Below are 20,046 nucleotides of genomic sequence, written 5' to 3'. Positions count from 1 at the left end.
ATGTTCTGCCCGCCCTTGAGCGCCAGCGGGGGAGGGGCAAGGGGTGGGGGCATCAGCCCGCGCAGCGGGCTTCGTAATAGTAGCCCGGCCCTTCAGGGCCGGGTGCCGGGCAGATGTTCTGCCCGCCCTTGAGCGCCAGCGGGGGAGGGGCAAGGGGTGGGGGCATCAGCCCGCGCAGCGGGCTTCGTAATAGTAGCCCGGCCCTTCAGGGCCGGGTGCCGGGCAGATGTTCTGCCCGCCCTTGAGCGCCAGCGGGGGAGGGGCAGGGGGTGGTGTTCAACGCTCTATCACTTTTGTGTTTTTTCGTGGCCATTCCGAATCATCCGCCGATCTACTTCCCGTTCACAAACGCTCGCACCAGCGCCGCAATCGCGCCGGGGCGCGGCGTCAGTGCATACGGGTCTCCTTCAATCAACCCCTCATACACCCCATCTGGCCCTAACGCAAACCGCTCGATCGCGCCGAGATCAACATCGCGCAACGACCATGCCAACCCCAAGATTTCATCAGCACTCAGATCGGTGCGGATGTGCGGGCGCAGCGCTGTGGTCACGTGCGCGGCCAGCTCGACCTGCCGCACCGGATCGTGTTCGCGAATCCGGCGGGCAATCGCCAACACGACCATCTGCTGGCGCGCTTCGCGGGCGTAGGCGCTATCGGCGTGGCGGGTGCGGCTCAAGATCAACGCCTGCGCGCCATCGAGCCGCTGCTTCCCCGCTGGGAAGTAGATCGTCGTAATCCCGTAATCCATTGTCGGGTAAGCCGGATCATAGATCGCCTGCTCAAGCTCAACCTCAATCCCGCCGATGGCGTCAACTGCCGCGGTAAAGCCGGTAAAATCAACCCACACGATATGATCAATCGGTAGGCCGAGCAGATTCGTTACGGTGCGCCGGGCGAGTTCAGCCCCACCGATGGCCGGGTTCATTTCACCGTAGACGGTTGCGCTGTTGATCCGGCCATACCCGTACCCCGGAATCTCGACAATCAGATCGCGGGGCAGCGAGAGTAGCGCCACCCGCCGCGTAGATGGCTCGATCCGCACCAGCATCACCGCGTCGGATCGCGTGGCCCAACCCTCGCCGGGTCGCCGGTCGCTGCCCAGCAACAGAATGTGAATCGCATCACCTGCCGGCAACCGAACGCCAACGGTTGGCATCAGCGTCGGCACCGGCGCGCGACCATCAATTGCCGGCAAGCGGATGGGCGTTATTGAAGCAGCCATCGCCACCTCCAACGCTACTGGCGTTGGCGATGCGACAACGGCGATCGTCTCACTGGTTGTCGCCGGTTGATCTGGCGCTGGTAAGAGTGAGGGGATGGGGGTGGGGGTGGGGAGCGCTTGGGTTGGTAACGGCGTTGCCATAGCCATCATCGCTGGCGTGACTGTGATCGCTGGCGAGGGCAATTGCATTGCCGCCACGTTCTGGCTAATTGTGATCCCTGCCAATACGACCCTACCGGTTTGAAAGCCGAGCCAGCCGGCCAGCAAGGCGAGCAGCAGAAAGAGGAGGTGGCGGATCGACCAGTTGCGTGCGGGGGGCCGTGCCGGTAGCGGCGTCGCCAGCAAGGCTGCTAGCAGTGCCTGATCGCTTCCTTCGGCCAGCTCGCGGCAAGCGGCGCACTGGGCTAAATGATCGTGCAGACGCGCTTGGGTGGTTGACCCCGAACCGGGCCGGATACCGGCGGCGAGCAGCGCGCGCGCTTCACTACAGGTCATACGAATGCCATTCGATCACCGGTCATGATTCGGATTGCGTTATGAGTTGCAGTCTCAACTCTGGCGTGCAGTAGTTTTCCTTCCGCATCCAAGAGGGTTGCTGCGCTGCCGCTTATCAATCCTCCACCAGTGACCACAACCGCGAGCAACGTTACTGTTACGGCAAGAATATAGTACCGTGTAGTATACCATTTTGCCTATCCATCTGCTATGATACAAAACGGAGCGTTCTTCGCCTTTTAGCAATGGTAAGGAGCACTTGTATGCGACGACCCCGCCGGCTTTGGTGGATCGGTGTCTTGGTCGCGATGATGAGTCTTGTGGTTCCGGTTGCCGCCGCTCCCATTCGCAACAATATCGTGAATGTCGATCAATTCGGCGATGAGAAGGATCTCCCGCCCAATCTGCTCAGCGATGAAGAGATTGAGCGGATTGATCGCTTGCAGAATGGCGCTTCGTATCCGCTTGCCATCAGCGAGATCAGTCCCGATGACGCCGCCGTATTGATCAGCTCCAATGAAGGAATTGCCTTCCTCGATATCGCCACTGGCGATACGGTGCCGGTTGATACCACGGTGTTCGACTTCCTCGTTCCGTTGCCCTTTTTTGGTTTCGGCAGCTATAGTTGGCAAGATGAGAGCACGCTGGGCGTGCTGGCAGTCAACTTCTTCGCCACCGGCAACCAAGATGCGCTCGCGGCCCTCTTCATCGACCGGTTTACCGGTTCGATCAACGCGGCGCCAGTGGCCATTCCCGATCAAAACTTTGGTTTTGTCTCGGTGGCGCCGAATCTCACCAGTTGGCTGATTCTGCGTGAACCGCCGGAAGCCAGCGAGGAGCCGCCGGCGGTGGGATCCAAGTCGTTTACCAAACGCTATACCATTGGCCTGCCTACCCCGTTGATCGCCCGCGAGTCGCGGATCGAACTGCCGGCTCGTCTTCAGCGCCGGGTCGATCTCTTCCGCCAGCAACGACCCGATCTGCTCGCCCGCTTTCTCTTCCAGCAGGAAGAGGATAGTAGTACGGTCGAAGTGACTCGCGAACCGTATAACCTCTTCCTCTATGATGTGAATACGGGCGAAGAGCGGTATGTCACGAGCATTCCCTATGCTTCGGCCCTGCTTAATGATACTTGGACGAGCGATTCGGCTCAATTGGCAATCTCGTTTTTCGGTGTCCCTGATGCCGAAGGGCGCAGCGCCTACATTGGCTCGCTCTTCTCAGAAGAGATTTATCGCGATATGACCGGCAATCTGCCGCCACGCCAGAATCCGGTCATTCAGAATAACAATACGTATGTGATCGACTTTGCTAGCGGCCAGACGCAGGTGATCCGGCCTGATGCCGCCGCCGGCGCGCCGATCCTCGAAGCGCACGATTGGGCTCCCGGCGGGCAGGCGTTGTTGATCAAGGCTCACCATCCGGCCTACCTCAAAGGGCGCACGTATCCGGTCTACTATCCGCGCTTCTCGTCGCGCACCAGCTTCCGCTTCTACGACCGCAATGGCAACGGCCAGTTCCGCTGGACGAAGACATTCGAGCATCCGATGCTGTCCGGTGGCGATGTCGTCTATGCGAGTATTGCCGATTTTGTCAGCCCCGACGAGATCATTATTCGGGGTGTGGTCGGCAGCAATCGCCATCCCTACTACTACAACCGCGTTTCCGGCGAGTTGCGCAATCTGGCCGATCGGGCCGGCTCGTACTTTAACGTAGTGGCGACCAGCAGCAGCACCCGCCAGATCGTCTTTACCCACACCTCATATACCGCGCCGCCCGATATCTACCGGCTGCGCTGGGATGGCTCCGCGCTCTACCGCTTGACATGGCAGAACGAAGAGTTGCGCGTTGAGGCCAATCTCCGCGAAGACCCGGTGACGTTTACCCTGCGTAATGGGCAGGTGCGGGTCGGTACCTTGATCCAAGCGGCTGATGCGCCCTTCCCGCCCAAGAATGTGCGCATGATCGTTTGGCAAGAGGGCGGGCCGAATGTGCCGATGCTGAATCAGTGGGCGGCCAATGTTGAGAACCCCTACGCGCTGCTGCCCTCGTTTGGCTTTGCGCTCTTGATTACGCCGGTTGCCGGTCGCCACGGTTATACGCCGGCGATCTACAATTCGCTGGTCGATAATGCCAATTTCGGCCAGATCGATATTGATGAGCAGGCCGAAATTGTGCAGCAGGCGATCACTCGGGGCTGGACATCGCGGGGCAAGGTGGGGATTACCGGCTGTTCGTATGGCGGGTACTTTACTATACAGAGTATTGTGCGCTATCCCGATCTGTATGCGGCAGCTAATCCGCAATGCGCCTTTATTGATGTGCTGAGCGAATGGCAGCTCGGCAGCGTCATTTTGCCGCCTTACCTCGAAGGGTTGCCGCCGTATAAGGCTCTCAACGAGTATATCAAAGACTCGCCGAGCTACGGAGCTGATAAGGTCAAAGCTGCGGTGCTGACCTTCCACGGCACCGACGATTTCTTGCCGATCGTGCAGAACGAAAACTTCCATCTACAGTTGGTCAATCGCGGCGTGCCGGCCCGTATGGTGCGCTTCATCTTTGAAGGTCACGGCTTGGGCATGCCCGAAAATCAGCTCTACGCTGCCCAAGAGCAGATTCAGTGGTTCCGGACGCATTTGAAATAAGGGGGATCATGCCCAGTAGGGGATGGGTTGCAAACCCATCCCCTACTGGAAGATCATTGATTACAACCATGTTTACCCGACGACCTTTCTATTACCGCCTCAGCGAAGGCATGCGCATTAGCGTGCGCCCGCACTACCTGCCGGGCCATTCGTTTCCGCCGCTGCAACGCTTTGTCTTCGCTTACGATGTGCGGATCGAGAACATCAGCCGGCGCGCCGCTCAGTTGATGAGCCGGCGTTGGACGATTTACGACTCAATCGGTGAAGAGATGGAAGTGGTGGGTGATGGGGTGGTTGGCTTGCAACCACTGCTCAACCCCGGCGATGTGCATGAGTACCAGAGTTTTTGTGTGCTCAAGTCGCCGCGCGGTTGGATGGAGGGAGAATACTATTTCCGCACCCTAGAAAATACCTACTTCACCGCGATCATCCCGCGCTTCGATTTAGTCGCTGACCCCGAATGGATCAATGACGAGGAGTGACTATCGCGGTTGCATCCGCTCCCGTTCGCGGCGGTAGGTGCGGATAAAGACGATTGCTAGCAGTGGCAACAGCCACGGCCAATCGGGCCGTTCTTCGCGCAGCAGCCGCCAGACGGCCCGCAGTTGGATCAAGAACGGAAAGCGGGCGAGTTGTACTTCGGCAATGGCTTGCAGTTGGCGCTGCCACGCCGGTGTGGTGGCCGGCGTCGATGGTTGGTTCGCTCCCAAGCGTGGGAGCGGGAGCCGCAGCGCGTCGAGCAGGCTGGCGCCAGTGGTGGGTGGTTTGTTCATAGGGGTGGATGGTTACAAGTGGCGGCAGAGGGGCAGAGCGATGTCCTGCCCCTCCGCCGTCCCTTCGTTACGCGCCGAAGAACTTGCGGTTCTTCTCGATATAGCTCTTCCACTGCTCGGGCACCGAGTCGTCGGCGAAGATCGCTTCGACCGGGCACTCTGGCTCGCACGCACCGCAGTCGATGCACTCATCTGGGTTGATGTAGTACTGATCTTCGCCCTCGTAGATGCAATCGACTGGGCAGACGGCGACGCACGAAGCGTCTTTGGTTCCAATACACGGCTCTGCAATAACGTACGGCACAGACAGCTCCTTCCTATCGGCACTGCGGTTTCCCGCGCGGTGGTTGTTTGAGTTCAGACTACTATAGACCATGGGCCGCCGTCTACCACTTTTGTACCACTTCGCCGCAAAGTTGCGGTTTCACCCGCAATGTCCGTTCAGGGTGGTAGCTGACTAATCCGGTTGGCCCGCCGGGGATTTTGCGCACGGCCCGGCGCCGGCAGAGGTCAACCTCGACTGCTGCATCGTTGCGCGCTTGGCTGTAATAGGCCGCCAGCGCCGCGGCTTCGGCAATCGTCCGTTCAGGCGGATGCTCGGCCCGGATGATCACGTGCGCGCCGTGGATGTTACGGGCATGCAGCCAAAGATCAGTTGGCCGGGCGATGCGAAAGGTCACTTCTTCGTTCTGGCGGGCGGTGCGCCCGATGTAGATTGGCAAGCCGTCGCTCGAACGCACCTGCAATGGGCGGGAGCGCGGCGGGCGGCGCCGGGTGGGTGACGGGCGCAGGTAGCCGGCCTCTTCCGCTTCGGCGGCGATCAGCTCGATGTGGGTGGCGTCATCGGCGACTGCTAGCAGCGCCAATACTTGATCCAATCCGGCTAGCCGCGCTTCGGTTTCGGCCAATCGTTCGGGCAAGATGGCGCGGGCGCTTTTGGCCTTTTCATACACCTTGAATCGCTCTTGCGCTTGTTCGACCGGCGAACGGCTGGGATCGAGCGCAATCCGCTCTCCTTCCACCACCAGTTCGGTTGCCCCCCGTGGCAATTGGTGCAGAAAGGCGAAGATCATCTCGCCTTCCCAGCGCAGCCGATCCAGCTCGTTGGCGCGGGCCAGCTCAGCCGCGATCTGTTCGCGTTGCCGCTCCAGTTGCTCGCGGCTGGCGTGCAAGCGCGCTGCCAGATCGGCCCGGCGCTGGTCGCGTCCCAACGGTTGCTGGCGAGCGGCGTAAAACGCCTCCAGCGCCGCGCTCATACTCGGCATTGCCTCGGCGCCGGGCAGGTGCAACGGGCGGTATGGCGCGTAGGCGATCGGCCCGTTCTCATCGCGCACCAGATGCGGAGCCGGCGGCTCGGCCACGATTTCACGCAGCCGGGCCGCGATGGTGTAGGCCGGCAAGCCGAGCCCCGTCGTTGGCACTGCGCCGCACGCCCGCGCCAATACTTCGCGCGCCGCCTGCGGTGAGATGCCGCGGTAAGTGTTTACCAAGGCCTTCACCGGATCATCCGGCCCCAGCATTGCTTCGATCTCGGCGGCAGTGGCTCGCAACGGATCGCGCTTGGCTGGCGTTGGCGGCAATTCGTACACCCGCCGCGGCGTGATCACCCGGCTGCTCATGCGCGGCGTCACCCGCTTGATCGCGTCGAGAATCAGGTTGTTGTCATCAACCAAAATGATATTGCTGCGCCGATCTTGCGGCTCGACGATCAGATCGCAGCGCAACAATGCCGCTTCATCCACCGTCTCATCGTCATCCAGCTCATCATCGGCTAATTCATCGGCGCTCACCGGCGGTTTGCGCGACTCCGCCGCTTTCGTTATACTGAACAAAACGACTCGCTCGTAGGGCGGTTGTTCGATCGCCACAATGCGACCGCCGAGCAGGTATTTACGCATCAAGAGCAAAAAGGGCGGTTCACCCTCAACGCCACGGCTGAGGCGCTGGCTGACCAGATGAATACGCGCTGTCTGCGCGTCAGCCGACGCCAGAAGATATTGGCGGCGGCCATGCGCGTAGACCTCTAGCCCGATGGCGAGCGGCCCAACCAAGACCACGCGCTGGATCCGCCCAAAGAGGAGCGTTGCACGCAGTTCTTCAACGACAGCCGTCAACGTCAAAGCATCAAAATACATTGTTGCACCAGCAGGTGTCAGCCCTATTGCCGGCAGGATACCATAAGATGAGCTTAGGCATGGAACAGTTGCTTAATCCGGTGTTGCACGGCAAGCCGCCGCAACCGCTACTCGTCGTGATCTCAGGCCCGTCTGGCGTCGGCAAAGACTCGGTGCTGATGCGGATGCGCGAGCTAGGGTTCCCGTTCCATTTTGTCGTGACCGCAAATAGCCGGCCACAACGGCCCGGTGAAATTGACGGCGTTGATTACCATTTTGTTTCCACCGAGCGTTTTCGTGAGATGATCGATAACGACGAGCTGCTCGAATGGGCTGAAGTGTACGGCCAATATAAGGGCATTCCCAAATTCGAGATCCGGCAGGCGATGGCCAGCGGGCGCGATGTTATTTTACGGATCAATGTCGATGGCGCGGCCACGATTAAGCGGCTCGCTCCCGAAGCGGTGTTTATCTTCCTTGCGCCGGCTTCGCTCGATGAGCTGCGCCACCGGCTGATGCTGCGCCGCACCGAATCACCCGCCGAGGTTGAGCGCCGCTTGGCGATGGTGGCCGATGAATTGGCCCAGTTACCCAATTTTGATTACGTAGTGATCAACCATGCCGACCGGCTGGATGAAGCGGTTGGCCAGATTCGAGCCATTATCAGCGCCGAAAAGGCCCGCGTCTATCCGCGCCGGGTGACGTTGTAATCTTGCCGGGCGATAGCGCCTATGGCCCGCATACCAATGAGGTTGGAGAAGAACGTATGACGATCCAAGAACGCCTTGCCAACGATCTGAAAGAAGCGATGCGCGCCGGTGATAAGGTGCGCGTGAATGCGATTCGCGCCGCTCGTGCCGCCTTGCAAGCGGCCCAGCTCGACGCGGCCAAGCAGCGGTTCGATGCCGCGCTTGCCGAGATTGAAGCCAAGTATGCCGGCGATCCGGCGGCAATGGAAGCAGCCAAGGCTGCGATCGCGATTGATAGCCACGCGGCCTTGAGCGAGGCCGAGCAAGAGGCGGTGATTGCCCGTGAAATCAAGCGCCGGCGCGATGCCGCCGATATCTATCACAAGGCCGGTCGCACCGATCTGGCGGTCGCCGAAGAGGCCGAAATCGCCGTGTTGAGCGAATATCTGCCCAAGATGCTCAGTCCCGAAGAGTTGCGCCCGCTGGTAGCCGCCGTGATCGCCGAACTCGGCGTGAGCGGCCCTGCGGCGATGGGGAAAGTGATGCCGGTCTTGCTCGAACGGTTTAAGGGGAAAGCGGAAAATCGCACCCTGAGTCAGGTTGCGCGCGAACTCTTGAGCGCGTCATAACGTTCTCGCACCCAGAGGCGCCTATGAAAGCCATCTCGCGCCACCGGCTCTCCCGCTGGCTTGTCCAACCGCACATGTTGGCGCTGTCGCGCGCACAGGCGCGGTTGGTGCTGGCGGCGCTCTTGCTCTGGGCCGGGATCTGGGCTGTGCTTACCTTTCGCCTCCCCGGCGCCAGCGGCTTGCAGGCCGGCCAGCCGAGCCCGCTCAGCATTACTGCGCCCGCCGAGGTGATCTATACCAGCGAGGTGCTGACCGCCGAACGGCGCAAACAGGCGGCCAATAACCCCGATAATCTGGTCTATTTCAACGATCCGCAGATCCCGATCGAACAGCGTCGCAATCTGTTTAGCCTCCTCGAATTGATCGGGCGGGTGCGCAGCGATCCGACCCTCGATGAGGCGGGCCGGTTGCGCGCGCTGCGCGAATTGCCCAGCGCCGATGTGCAATTGTCAGCCGATCAGGCGCGTTTGATACTCGCGCTTGATGATGAAGCGTGGTCGCTGTTGCGCACCACTATCTTGAGTTTGTACGATCGGGCTATTGAACGGTATGACTATGCCGTTGATGAGCGGGCGCTCACCCAACTGCGCGATCGGTGGTTGAGTTTTTGGCTGGCGACCACCACCCTCGATCCTGCCCAACGCGAATTGGCCCAGACCATCACCGCCGCTTTTTTGCGGGTGAACCGTACCCTTGATACGGTTGCAACCGAAGAACGGCGGGCCAATGCGGCGGCGCAAGTGGCGCCGGTTGAGGTGAAGGTGTTGGCCGGCGAGATGATCATTCGCGCCGGTGAGATTGTTACCCCGGCCCATATTGAGAAGCTGCAAGCCACCGGTGCAATGCCGCGCCCGCTCGGCTGGCCGGAATTGCTCGGCCACGGCTTGCTGGCTGCCCTGCTCAGTGCTGGTCTGTTCGGCTATTTGCGCGGTTTTCAGCCCCAACTCACCGAGCAAGCGCGGTCGCTGTTTGTCTTAGTGGGCACGATTGTAGCGACGTTGATCCTCGCCCGCATTACACTGCTCATCTACGATGCCCGCCCGATCTTTTTCCCGCTGGCGATGCTGGCGGTGGTAGCAACCGTGGTCTTCACCGGCCAGATCGGGTTCGCCGCTAGTTTGCTGGCCGCGATCGTGATGAGCGTGATGGAAGGGAATGATCTGACGCTGGCGGCGACCCTGTTTGCTAGTTCGACCAGCGCGATTTTGCTGGTGCGTCCCGCTGAACGGCTGCGATCGTTTTTGGTCGCCGGTCTGGGGGTCACGGTCACGGTTGTGGCACTGGAAATCACCTTCTGGCTCAGCCAACAAGCGATCTTTACCCTCTCTGGCTTTAGCGACTGGATGCTTACCACGGTGCTGAGCGCCATTGCTAATGGCGGTCTGACGACGATTCTCTCGTTTGGTCTGTTTAATGTCATTGGCCGGCTGGCCGGGCAGGTGACGGCGTTGCAGTTGATGGAGCTGGCCCATCCGTCTCGCCCGCTCTTGCGCAAGTTGATCCGCGAAGCGCCGGGGACGTATTACCATAGCGTCGCGGTTGGTAATCTGGCCGAGGCCGCAGCCGAGGCGATCGGCGCCGATGCGCTCTTGTTGCGGGTGGCCGCCTATTATCACGATATTGGCAAGACGATTCGCCCCGCTTTCTTTACCGATAACCAGATGGGGCGTGAGAATGTGCATGACGATCTCGATCCCTATATCAGCGCGCAGATTATCATCGATCACGTGCGCGAGGGGATCAAGATGGCACGCGCTGCCGGCTTGCCCGAACAGATCGTCGATTTTATCGCCACCCATCACGGCACCGGCTTGGTGCGCCATTTCTACCAGCAGGCTCTCCAACGCTACGACAATATCGATGAACGCGATTTTCGCTACCCCGGCCCCCGCCCCCATACCCGCGAGCAGGCGATCTTGATGCTGGCTGACTCGGTTGAGGCGACGGTGCGCGCGAAGGCCCAGCACGGCAAGTTGATCGCCAAACGCAACGGCGAGCCGGGTGAACGAACAGCGAACGGCGCTGTCACCCTCGATGAATTGGTGCAGTCGATTATTGATGCCCGCGTGCGCGAAGGCGAACTCAACGATGCCCCCTTGACCATGCGCGAGTTGGGCCAGATCAAGACGGTCTTTATCAACACATTACAATCTATCTACCACCCACGGGTTGACTATGCGCCGCCGATTGTTCGCGTGTAAAGGAGTGTTGCTGTGATGTACACTGCCGATAGCCCAATTCTGGGGCCGCAGACCGCCGCGATGGATCAGATGAGCCGCTATATCCTCAGCCGTCCGCACGGCGAGTATACCGAGAAGGATATTGCCGATGTCATCATCCCGGCGTATGTGCGCATCTGTCTGCCGGTGGGGGTTGATCCGGTGCTGGCGGTGGCACAGATGATCCACGAAACTGGCAATTTGACCAGTTTCTGGAGCCAACGCCCCCAGCGTAATCCCGCTGGAATCGGGGTGACCGGCCAGTGGCAGACGCACCAGCCGGCCAATCCGAGCGGCTGGGCCTACAATTCCCAACGCCAACGCTGGGAAGCGGGGGTAAGTTTTGCGACGTGGGCTGATGATGCGATCCCGGCCCAAATCGGGCGGTTGTTGGCATACGCGCTGCGCGAAGGGAGCGAAACGCCGCCCCAGCGCGAGCTGATCGCTAAGGCGCTGAGCTACCGGCCCTTCCCGCGTGCGTTTCGCGGCAGCGCGCAGACGATCAAGCAACTAGGCCGCGCCCACAACCCGCTGGGTGCGCAGGGGGCCGGTTGGGCCAGTCCCGGCCATAATTACGGCGAGGCGATTGCCCGGATTGCGAATCAAATCTTGGCGGTGCCGTTGTCGTAGGGGCGTCGTAGGGGCATAGCGTCGCTATGCCCCTATGACGCCCCCAACGGCAAATTCGCCGTCACATCCACATCCCAGCCGTGTTGCACCCCGGCGTGGAAGCGGTAAAACGCCGCTGCCGCCACCATCGCCGCGTTGTCGGTGCAGAGATCGAGCGCCGGCAGATGCACCGGCACATGCGCGCGCCGGATCAGCTCTTCGCGCAAGCGCCGGTTGGCCGCCACCCCGCCGGCCAGCAGGATCGCCTGCGCACCGTGCCGGCGGGCCGCGTCAACCGTTTTGCTGACCAACACATCCACCACCGACTCTTGGAAGGCGTAGGCCATCTGGGCCACAAACGGCGCATCGAGCTGCGCCGGGTCGTTGCCGCCTTTGCGCCCGCTCAGCCGCGCCGCCTGCGCTAGCCGGTCTTGCACCCGGTGCAAAACTGCGGTCTTGAGGCCGCTAAACGAGAAGTCGTAGCTGTCGCGCAGCCACGCGCGCGGCAACACCCCGCCGGGAGTAGCCTGCGCCGCCGCAGCCTGTATCGCCGGCCCACCCGGATAGCCCAACCCCAAAATGCGCGCGACTTTGTCAAACGCTTCGCCGGCGGCGTCATCACGGGTCTGCCCCAGCAAGTCATACTGGCCGTGGTCGCGAATGAGCGCCAGCAAGGTATGGCCGCCGCTGACCAGCAGTGCCACCAGTGGAAACGGCGGCGGCGGATCGCTGCCCAACCAGCCCGCATACAAATGCGCTTCCAGATGGTTGACCGCCACGAACGGCAACCCGCGCTGCCACGCCATCGCCTTGGCCGCATTCAGCCCCGTCAGCAACGCGCCGCTGAGGCCGGGGCCGTGGGTGGCCGCCACCGCATGCACATCGTTCCACCCGTTCGGTAAGGCGGCCAGCGCTGCCCGCACCACCGGCGCCAAGCTGAGAATATGCTGGCGCGAAGCAATTTCAGGCACCACGCCGCCGTACCGCTCGTGCGTCGCCATCTGTGACGCGACAATATTACTCACCACCGTGCGCCCGCCGCGCACCACCGCCGCCGCGGTCTCGTCGCACGATGTCTCAAGCGCCAAAATGGTAAAGTCGTCGGGAAGCTGATTCATGCTAACACTCGTCCGTTGTCATTGTTCACGTCATGTCGTTGCGTCGCCAGTACGGGCTCATAACCGCAGCCATCTTCGTCGAGAGCGCAGGCGCGAACATCATCCCGCTTGCCGCTCGCCAAAGATCGCGCGCCCGATCCGCACCATGGTCGCCCCTTCGGCGATCGCTGCCGCCAAATCATCGCTCATTCCCATTGACAATTCGCGCCACGTGGCTTGCGGGTAGCGGCGGGCCAGATCGTCGCGCAGTTCGCGCAACGCGGCAAAGAAGGGCCGCGCTTCATCAGGATGGGCCACAATCGGCGCGATCGTCATCAGGCCGCGTACCTCAAGCGCCGGCAACGCCAAGATACCTTCAATATCGCGCAGCAACGCGCTATAGGCGTCGCTATTCTTCAGCCCTCCCGGCGCCCAAAACCCTTCTTTACTCGCTTCGCCGCTGACATTGATCTGCAACAGAATCGGCAACCGCCGGTCACGCTCGCGGGCATGCCGGTCGAGCGTCTCGGCGAGCCGCAGACTGTCAACGGAATGGATGAGATCGAACAGTTCGACGGCCAGCTTGGCTTTATTGCGCTGAAGGTGGCCGATCAGATGCCAGCGTGGCCGTGGGCGCAGAGTCTGCAACGCGCTGATCTTTTGGTGCGCTTCTTGCACCCGATTTTCCCCCAGATCGGTCACGCCGGCGGCTACCGCTGCCGCTACCACCGCTGGCGGATGGGTCTTGCTGACCGCAATCAGTTGCACGTCCGCTGCGCTGCGTCCGGCAGCCGCTGCGGCGGCGGCAATCTGGGCTTGCACCGCAGCCAGTCGTTGGCTCAACTCGGTGTTCATGGTCGCGCTCCTCGCACATCGATCAGCAAGCGTTGCTCGATCGGCGGGTCGGGCGGCAAATGGGTGATCAACAACAAGCCGCGCCCTTCCGGCAATGGCACGCTCAACTCTAGCGGCGTCGAACCACCCGGCGGCAAGCTGGCCATCGTCGAGCTGGGTGAGCGGTAGCTCTCGCCAGTGCTGTCGCGCAGCTCAAACGCACTGATCGGCACCAGCAGATCGGCAGTGGTCAGATTCGTCACCGTCCCCTTAATCCGCACCCCATCGGCGGTCGGTTCGATCACGTCAATCGCTACCCGCACCCGCTGGCTGCTTGCGACCGGGTCGATCGGCTGGCTGCGATTGCCGGTTGCGATCTGTTGCCAAATGGCGCGGGCCGCTGCCTGCGCTTCCGGCGCCAGATTCTGCACCTCGAGTTGCGGGAGCGCGGGCAAGGGCAGCGCCGGCGTCGGTTGGCGGGCGAATTGCTCGATCAAGGCCGCTGATCGAGATTGCTGCATAAAGATACTAATACCGATCAGAAAGATGGCGCCCAAAAGACCAATTGCCCAAAACGGAATGGGCGGTGCGTCGTCGTGCATCTCCGCCGTCTCTTTATATTGGCTGCCCCCGGCAAGAGCCGCCTATGCCTTGCCCCAACCGGGGGAATGGCCCGCATCATACTCCCCTTATTGTAGCTTTAGCCGGCAAGCTTGACAAACTGGCACGGATCGCGTATATTCGCCTACTGTCATCCATTGTGGTTAACTGTTCGCAACGCAATGATGCGTCACGCTGACTCGCTCACGATTCAGCACCGTTGCGTTACGTTCAGACAACCGCAGGAGACGGCAGATTACCGGTTTGAAGTCAAGGAGAAATCGGTTATGAAGCGTTCGATCAGTCTCTTGTTGCTGGTCGGTATGCTGGCCTCGATGCTCGCCGCGTGTGGCGGCGGCCAGCAGGCCCAGCCCACGGCGACGCCGCAGCCGGCGACGCAGGCGACCGCGGCCCCGGCGCCGACGGCAGCCCCGGCCCCGACGACCGCAGCCCCCGCTCAGGTGATCAAGATTGCCACCCAAAGCCCGTTGTCGGGCGGCCAAGCGGCGCTTGGCACCGGTATCAAGAATGGCGCTGAGCTGGCGGTGCGGCAGTTGGCCGGCCCGCTGGAGGCGCTCGGCTTTAAGGTGGAACTGGTGCCGTTCGACGATCAGGCGAAGCCGGAAGTTGGTTCGGCCAACGCCAAGAATATCGTGTCGGATCAGGACATCCTCTGCTTGGTTGGGCACCTCAATTCGGGTGTGGCGCTGGCCTCGCTGCCCGACTACAAGAATGCCCGCCTGCCGATGATTTCGCCGGCCAACACCAACCCGAACATCACCGAGGGCGGCTATGAAGTGGCCTTCCGCGTGGTCGGTCGCGACGATGTGCAGGGTGCGGTGGCCGAGAAGTTCGCCCGCGAAGAGCTGAAGGTTAAGTCGGTCTACATCATCCATGACACCACTGCCTACGGTCAGGGCGTGGCTGAGTTCTTCCGCCAGTCGGCCATCGCCAATGGCTTGCAGGTGCTCGGCTTCGAGGGCACCGAAGAGAAGAGTGACTTCTCGGCCATTCTGACCCCGATCTTGGCGGCTAACCCCGACCTGATCTTCTTCGGCGGCATCTACGATCAGGCTGGCCCGCTCTTCCGGCAGGCCCGCGACCGCGGCATCACCGCCCAGTTCATGGGCCCCGACGGTCTTGAGGCCGAAGATCTGGTGAAGCTGGCTGGCGATGCCGTGGACAAGATGTACTACACCACGGTGGCCGCTCCGGTGAGCCAGTTCCCCGATGCGGCGAAGTATGCGCAGGATTATCAGGCGGCCTACGGCAGCCCGGCGCCGGCCTTCTCGGCGCAGGCGTATGATGCTGCCGGCATCTGTCTGACCGCGATCGCCGATGCGGCGAAGGCGGCTGGCGGCAAGCCGACCCGCGAGCAAGTGCTGGCCGCGGTCAAGGGCTTGAAGTCGTACAAGGGCATTACCGGCACCTACACCTTTAGCGCGAAGGGTGACCCCAACCCGGCGACCTACTTCGTGTTGCAGGTGAATGCGGCGAATTGGAACGACAACAAGCTGGTGACCCGGCTTGAGATTGCGCCTCCCGGCGAGGCTGCGACCGGTGGCGCGGCTGAGTTCGATCTGGCGGCGCTGGCGGCCCAGTTGGGTCCAGTAGCTAGCCGGCTCGGCACCGTCAAGATTGCGACCCAAGGCCCGCTGTCGGGTGGCCAAGCGGCGCTCGGCACCGGTATGAAGAACGCGGTTGAGCTGGCGGTCGAGCAGCTCAATGCGCAATTGGCGCCGCTGGGCGTGAAGTTCGAGGTCGTGCCGTTCGATGATCAGGCGAAGCCGGAGGTGGGTTCGGCTAACGCCAAGAATATCGTCTCGGATCAGGACATCCTCTGTGTGGTTGGGCACCTGAATTCGGGTGTGGCGCTGGCCTCGCTGCCCGACTACAAGAATGCCCGCCTGCCGATGGTCTCGCCGGCCAACACCAACCCGAACATCACCGAGGGCGGCTACGAAGTGGCCTTCCGCGTGGTCGGTCGCGACGACGTGCAAGGCTCGGTGGCCGAGAAGTTCGCCCGCGAAGAGCTGAAGGTCAAGTCGGTCTACATCATCCACGACACCACTGCCTACGGGCAGGGTGTGGCGGAGTTCTTCCGCAAGGCGGCTGAGGCCAACGGTTTGCAAGTGCTTGGTTTCGAGGGCACCGAAGAGAAGAGTGACTTCTCGGCCATTCTGACCCCGATCTTGGCGGCTAACCCCGACCTGATCTTCTTCGGCGGCATCTACGATCAGGCTGGCCCGCTCTTCCGGCAGGCCCGCGATCGCGGCATCACCGCCCAGTTCATGGGCCCTGACGGTCTTGATTCGGACGAGCTGGTGAAGCTGGCTGGCAACGCGGTGGATAAGATGTTCTACACCTCGGTGGCCGCGCCGGTGAGCCAGTTCCCCAAGGCGGCGAAGTATGCGACCGACTATCAGGCCGCGTATGGCGAAGGCGCGCCGCCCTTCTCGGCGCAGGCCTTCGATGCCGCGAATATCTGCGCGGCTGGCATTCTGTCGGCGGCCATAACCGCTGGCGGCAAGCCGACCCGCGCGCAGGTGCTCGAGGCGATCCGCAACCTGCCGCCCTTCCCCGGTATTACCGGTACGTTCAAGTTCAACGCCAAGGGTGACCCGACCTCTGCAACCTACTTTGTGTTGCGTGTCAACGCGGCTGATTGGAACAAGAACGAGTTGATCAGCCGGCTGGAGATTGCGCCGCCGCAATAAGGCGATCGGTTGTCCGTACCGCACATACGCGAGAGCTACCCTCTCGCGTATGTGCCCACTACTTTGTTCGGAGCATGCATGGCTGTCGATGCAACGGTTGCCCCCACGACTGCTCGCCGCTCGCTCGGTGAAGTGCTTGGGGTTGTGTTTGGCCCGGTCGGTCAGTTGCTGGCATTCATTGTCGGAAGCGCCGCCAGTCTCTCGCTGATCGTCGTTGTGCTCGCCCTGATCCTTTCTCCCGCCCAGCCCGATATGATGCAGCGGGTTCTCATCATTCTGCCGCAGGTCATTATTGACGGCTTGGTGCGCGGGTTTCTCTTCGCCACCATCGCGCTTGGCTATACGATGGTCTACGGCGTGCTTGAGTTTATCAATTTCGCCCACGGTGAAATCTTTATGATCGGCGGCGTGGTTGGCGCCACCGTGAGCTTTTTGCTCGTGAGCGCCGGTACGCTGGAGAGTGTTCCGCCACTGGTCTTCGTGTTGCTGGTCATATTAGTGGCGATGGCATTTTGCGGCATACTGGCGGTGACGGTGGAACGAATTGCCTACCGTCCGTTGCGTAATGCGCCGCGGTTGGTGCCGTTGATTTCGGCGATCGGGATGTCGCTGATTTTGCAAGACCTTGCCCGCTTGGTGATGACCAGCACGCCGCTGGGGTTTAATGCCCGCTACCAGACCCCGAATTTTGGCCAGCCAATTCAACTGTTTACGATGGAAGTCGGTGAGCGCAGCGTGCCGGTGATCCTGATCCCGCGCGACTTGATCTTTATTGTGGCCGCGACCATTATGCTGGTCGTGCTGAATTATGTGGTTAATGCCACTAAGCTGGGCAAGGCGATCCGGGCCACGGCGCAAGATATGCCGACGGCGAGCCTCATGGGGATTGACGTTAACCGGATTATTGCGCTGACCTTCTTGATCGGTGGCGCCTTGGGCGGTGCGGCTGGCGCGCTGTTTGGCTTGCGCATCGGGACGGTGAATCCGTATATGGGATTGATCCCCGGCCTCAAGGCGTTTACTGCCGCCGTGTTGGGCGGGATCGGCAACATCACCGGCGCAATGGTCGGCGGGGTTGTGCTTGGCTTCCTTGAGGCGTTTGTGGCGGCCTATTTGTCAATTTTCACCGCCGGCAACTTCTCTGGCGCAGCCTATGCCGATGTGGCCGCGTTTAGCATTTTGATCTTGCTCTTGATCTTCCGGCCTTCCGGTCTGCTCGGTGAGGCGACCACGCAGAAGGTGTAGCTTATGACTACGAGCACTTCGTCGCAAAGCCTCTGGCAACGGGTGACTGCGCCTCTGAGCAGCGGGCCGGCGGCGTATGGGTTTTTGGCCCTCTATGTGCTGGCCTGTTCGGTGTTGCTCTTGACCAATCCCCGCACCGAGTTGAGCACCGACATCGTCTTTGTGCTCTTTATGCTGTCGATGTTGGTTGCCTACCGCTCGCGGGTGGCGGGTTGGTTCAAGGTGGTCTTGGGGGTGGTTGCGCTCGGCGTGGTATTGCCCTACTTTGGCACCCTGAACCCGTTTTACATCGATGTTGCGACGCAGGCGGGCATCTTTACCGCGCTGGCTTTGGGGTTGAATGTGGTGGTGGGTTTTGCCGGCCTGCTCGACCTTGGCTATGTGGCCTTCTTCGCGGTCGGTGCGTATGCGTGGGGTATCTTTAGCACTCCCCAGATCTCTGAGATTAATCCGGCGTGGGGCCCGGTTGATCCAGTGATGTTCTACCCCTTCCTCATCATCGGTCTCATTCTAGGTCTGATTACCGGTGTGTTGCTTGGGTTGCCGGTGTTGCGCTTGCGCGGCGACTATCTAGCGATCGTGACGCTCGGTTTCGGCGAGGTGATCCGGGTGGTGGCGAATAACCTCGACCGCCCGATCAACATCACGAATGGATCGCAGGGTATCCGTGCGATCGAACGTCCCCCGCTGATCATCGTTGACCAAATTCGCAATCTGGGGATTGTGGCCGATGATAACCGGTTGTACCAGCTCTTCTTCTATTATTTGGTGCTGATAATTGTGCTGCTGACGGTAATCGTCGTGGCTCGGCTCAAGCATTCCCGGATTGGCCGCGCATGGGAGGCGATCCGCGAAGATGAGGTGGCGGCGGTTGCCCAAGGTATTCCGCGGGTGCGGATGAAATTAATGGCCTTTGCGATCGGCGCGTCGTTCGCCGGGGTGATGGGGGTGGTGTTTGCCTCTAAGCAGCTCTTTATCAACCCGCCGACCTTCGACTTGTTGCGCTCGATCAATATTTTGGCCATGGTGATCCTCGGCGGGATGGGGTCGATCCCCGGCGCGATGTTGGGCGCGATTATCGTGACCATGCTCGATTTGCAAATCTTGCCGCGCATTGCCGCCGTGTTGCGCGAAGCGCAAGCGGCCGGCGCGCCGATTCCGCGCCAGTTTGATCCGACCCAGTATCAACGCCTGCTGTTCGGTTTGCTGCTGGTGGTCATGATGATTTTCCGCCCAGAAGGGTTGTGGCCTGATGAGCGCCGGCGCGAAGAACAGCACGAGGTTGAGATCGCCGATGAAGAGCTGGAAGCGGATAAGGCCGCCAAATAAACCGGCGCCGATTCAGGGAGATGACGCATGGCGCTTCTCGAAGCTACAAATATCACTAAGATTTTCGGCGGCCTTGTGGCCGTGAATGATGTGACGTTTACGGTCGAACCGGGCAGTATTGTGAGCGTGATTGGCCCCAATGGCGCCGGTAAGACGACCTTCTTTAACGTGTTGACCGGTATTTATAAGCCCGACAAAGGTCGGGTGGTCTTTGCCGGGCAGGATATTACCGGTTGGCGATCGGATCAGATTGCGGCCCTCGGCATGCGGCGCACGTTCCAGAATATTCGCCTCTTCGGCAATATGACGGTGCTGGAAAATGTGTTGATCGGGATGCATGTCCATTTGCATGCGTCGATCTGGAGCATTATCTTCCGTGGCCGGACGATGGTGCGCGAAGAGGCGAAGGCGCGGAACAAGGCGCTCGAATTGCTCAGCTTTGTCGGTATTGCCGATAAGCGCGATGAATTGGCCAAGAATCTGCCGTACGGCGATCAGCGCCGGCTGGAGATTGCCCGCGCAATGGCCGGCGATCCGAAGATTATCTTGCTCGACGAACCGACTGCCGGCATGAATCCGCACGAAACTGCCGAAGCGACGCAATTGATCCGGCGCTTGCGTGATGAGCGTGGGATTACGGTTATCTTGATCGAGCACGATATGCGGCTGGTCATGTCGATTTCCGAACGGATTTCGGTGCTCGATTATGGCAGCAAGATCGCCGAAGGCGATGTACAGGCGATCCGCACCAATCCGCGCGTGATCGAAGCGTACCTTGGCAAGGGTGCTGCTGGCCAAGCGGCATAAGGATGAGGGTCAGCAATTG

At 61.0% G+C, this 20,046-nt stretch carries 17 protein-coding genes; 10 read left to right on the top strand and 7 right to left on the bottom strand.

The features are described from left to right. Positions 1 to 331: 331 nt before the first annotated feature. On the bottom strand, positions 332 to 1,720 hold the full coding sequence (locus A6A03_RS09825) for an LCP family protein (protein WP_066787187.1): 1,389 nt from the start codon (positions 1,718 to 1,720) through the stop codon (positions 332 to 334). A 263-nt stretch (positions 1,721 to 1,983) separates the two neighbouring features. Here A6A03_RS09825 and A6A03_RS09820 point away from each other — a divergent pair, with 263 nt between their 5' ends. Then, positions 1,984 to 4,365 carry an alpha/beta hydrolase family protein gene (locus A6A03_RS09820; RefSeq protein ID WP_066787183.1) on the top strand — a complete coding sequence of 794 codons (2,382 nt, stop codon included), beginning with the start codon at positions 1,984 to 1,986 and terminating at the stop codon, positions 4,363 to 4,365. 68 nt (positions 4,366 to 4,433) lie between these two features. Beyond that, positions 4,434 to 4,847, top strand: coding sequence for a Co2+/Mg2+ efflux protein ApaG (apaG, locus tag A6A03_RS09815; protein ID WP_066787181.1), 414 nt, complete (start codon positions 4,434 to 4,436; stop codon positions 4,845 to 4,847). Here apaG and A6A03_RS09810 read toward each other — a convergent pair whose 3' ends face one another. From A6A03_RS09810 to A6A03_RS09800, 3 genes are all read right to left on the bottom strand, one after another. Then, on the bottom strand, positions 4,848 to 5,138 hold the full coding sequence (locus A6A03_RS09810) for a hypothetical protein (RefSeq protein WP_066787176.1): 291 nt from the start codon (positions 5,136 to 5,138) through the stop codon (positions 4,848 to 4,850). A gap of 67 nt (positions 5,139 to 5,205) precedes the next feature. Further along, entirely contained in the window at positions 5,206 to 5,442 is a 237-nt protein-coding gene (locus A6A03_RS09805) for a ferredoxin (protein ID WP_066787170.1), read from the bottom strand. Between the two features lie 82 nt (positions 5,443 to 5,524). Then, positions 5,525 to 7,273 (bottom strand): Rqc2 family fibronectin-binding protein, encoded by a 1,749-nt coding sequence (locus A6A03_RS09800; protein WP_066787169.1) that lies wholly within the window; start codon positions 7,271 to 7,273, stop codon positions 5,525 to 5,527. A gap of 59 nt (positions 7,274 to 7,332) precedes the next feature. On the opposite strand from A6A03_RS09800, the gene A6A03_RS09795 reads away from it, so the two are divergent. Genes A6A03_RS09795 through A6A03_RS09780 form a run of 4 tightly spaced genes read left to right on the top strand, consistent with a single transcriptional unit; the run spans position 7,333 to position 11,419 of the window. Beyond that, positions 7,333 to 7,962 carry a guanylate kinase gene (locus tag A6A03_RS09795; RefSeq protein WP_066787166.1) on the top strand — a complete coding sequence of 210 codons (630 nt, stop codon included), beginning with the start codon at positions 7,333 to 7,335 and terminating at the stop codon, positions 7,960 to 7,962. 56 nt (positions 7,963 to 8,018) lie between these two features. Next, positions 8,019 to 8,570 (top strand): GatB/YqeY domain-containing protein, encoded by a 552-nt coding sequence (locus A6A03_RS09790; RefSeq protein ID WP_066787163.1) that lies wholly within the window; start codon positions 8,019 to 8,021, stop codon positions 8,568 to 8,570. Between the two features lie 23 nt (positions 8,571 to 8,593). After that, positions 8,594 to 10,771, top strand: a complete 2,178-nt coding sequence (locus tag A6A03_RS09785) for an HD family phosphohydrolase (RefSeq protein ID WP_066787160.1) — start codon at positions 8,594 to 8,596, stop codon at positions 10,769 to 10,771. Positions 10,772 to 10,786: 15 nt separating this feature from the next. Next, on the top strand, positions 10,787 to 11,419 hold the full coding sequence (locus A6A03_RS09780) for a glucosaminidase domain-containing protein (protein WP_066787156.1): 633 nt from the start codon (positions 10,787 to 10,789) through the stop codon (positions 11,417 to 11,419). Positions 11,420 to 11,451: 32 nt separating this feature from the next. On the opposite strand, the gene tsaD is transcribed toward A6A03_RS09780, so the two are convergent. The 3 genes from tsaD to A6A03_RS09765 all read right to left on the bottom strand — a co-directional run bounded on the left by tsaD (position 11,452) and on the right by A6A03_RS09765 (position 13,931). After that, positions 11,452 to 12,516, bottom strand: a complete 1,065-nt coding sequence (gene tsaD, locus A6A03_RS09775; protein WP_066787153.1) for a tRNA (adenosine(37)-N6)-threonylcarbamoyltransferase complex transferase subunit TsaD — start codon at positions 12,514 to 12,516, stop codon at positions 11,452 to 11,454. A 99-nt stretch (positions 12,517 to 12,615) separates the two neighbouring features. Further along, positions 12,616 to 13,350, bottom strand: a complete 735-nt coding sequence (locus A6A03_RS09770) for a YggS family pyridoxal phosphate-dependent enzyme (RefSeq protein ID WP_066787150.1) — start codon at positions 13,348 to 13,350, stop codon at positions 12,616 to 12,618. Next, positions 13,347 to 13,931 carry a hypothetical protein gene (locus tag A6A03_RS09765; protein ID WP_066787147.1) on the bottom strand — a complete coding sequence of 195 codons (585 nt, stop codon included), beginning with the start codon at positions 13,929 to 13,931 and terminating at the stop codon, positions 13,347 to 13,349. The genes A6A03_RS09770 and A6A03_RS09765 overlap by 4 nt, the downstream gene beginning before the upstream one ends. Positions 13,932 to 14,216: 285 nt before the next feature. Between A6A03_RS09765 and A6A03_RS09760 the strand changes: the two genes are divergently transcribed. The 4 genes from A6A03_RS09760 to A6A03_RS09745 all read left to right on the top strand — a co-directional run bounded on the left by A6A03_RS09760 (position 14,217) and on the right by A6A03_RS09745 (position 20,027). Then, the gene (locus A6A03_RS09760) at positions 14,217 to 16,646 is read left to right on the top strand and encodes a branched-chain amino acid ABC transporter substrate-binding protein (protein ID WP_066787145.1); all 2,430 of its coding nucleotides are present in this window, start codon (positions 14,217 to 14,219) and stop codon (positions 16,644 to 16,646) included. A gap of 78 nt (positions 16,647 to 16,724) precedes the next feature. After that, entirely contained in the window at positions 16,725 to 17,891 is a 1,167-nt protein-coding gene (locus tag A6A03_RS09755; protein WP_066787142.1) for a branched-chain amino acid ABC transporter permease, read from the top strand. 3 nt (positions 17,892 to 17,894) lie between these two features. Then, positions 17,895 to 19,220 carry a branched-chain amino acid ABC transporter permease gene (locus A6A03_RS09750; RefSeq protein ID WP_066787137.1) on the top strand — a complete coding sequence of 442 codons (1,326 nt, stop codon included), beginning with the start codon at positions 17,895 to 17,897 and terminating at the stop codon, positions 19,218 to 19,220. 27 nt (positions 19,221 to 19,247) lie between these two features. Continuing rightward, positions 19,248 to 20,027, top strand: a complete 780-nt coding sequence (locus tag A6A03_RS09745) for an ABC transporter ATP-binding protein (protein WP_066787134.1) — start codon at positions 19,248 to 19,250, stop codon at positions 20,025 to 20,027. Positions 20,028 to 20,046: the final 19 nt, after the last annotated feature.

This window comes from Chloroflexus islandicus (genome assembly GCF_001650695.1).
Lineage (GTDB): Bacteria > Chloroflexota > Chloroflexia > Chloroflexales > Chloroflexaceae > Chloroflexus > Chloroflexus islandicus.
The sequence above is the reverse complement of the archived record's forward strand: the minus strand, read 5'-3'. Positions and strand labels throughout refer to the sequence as shown.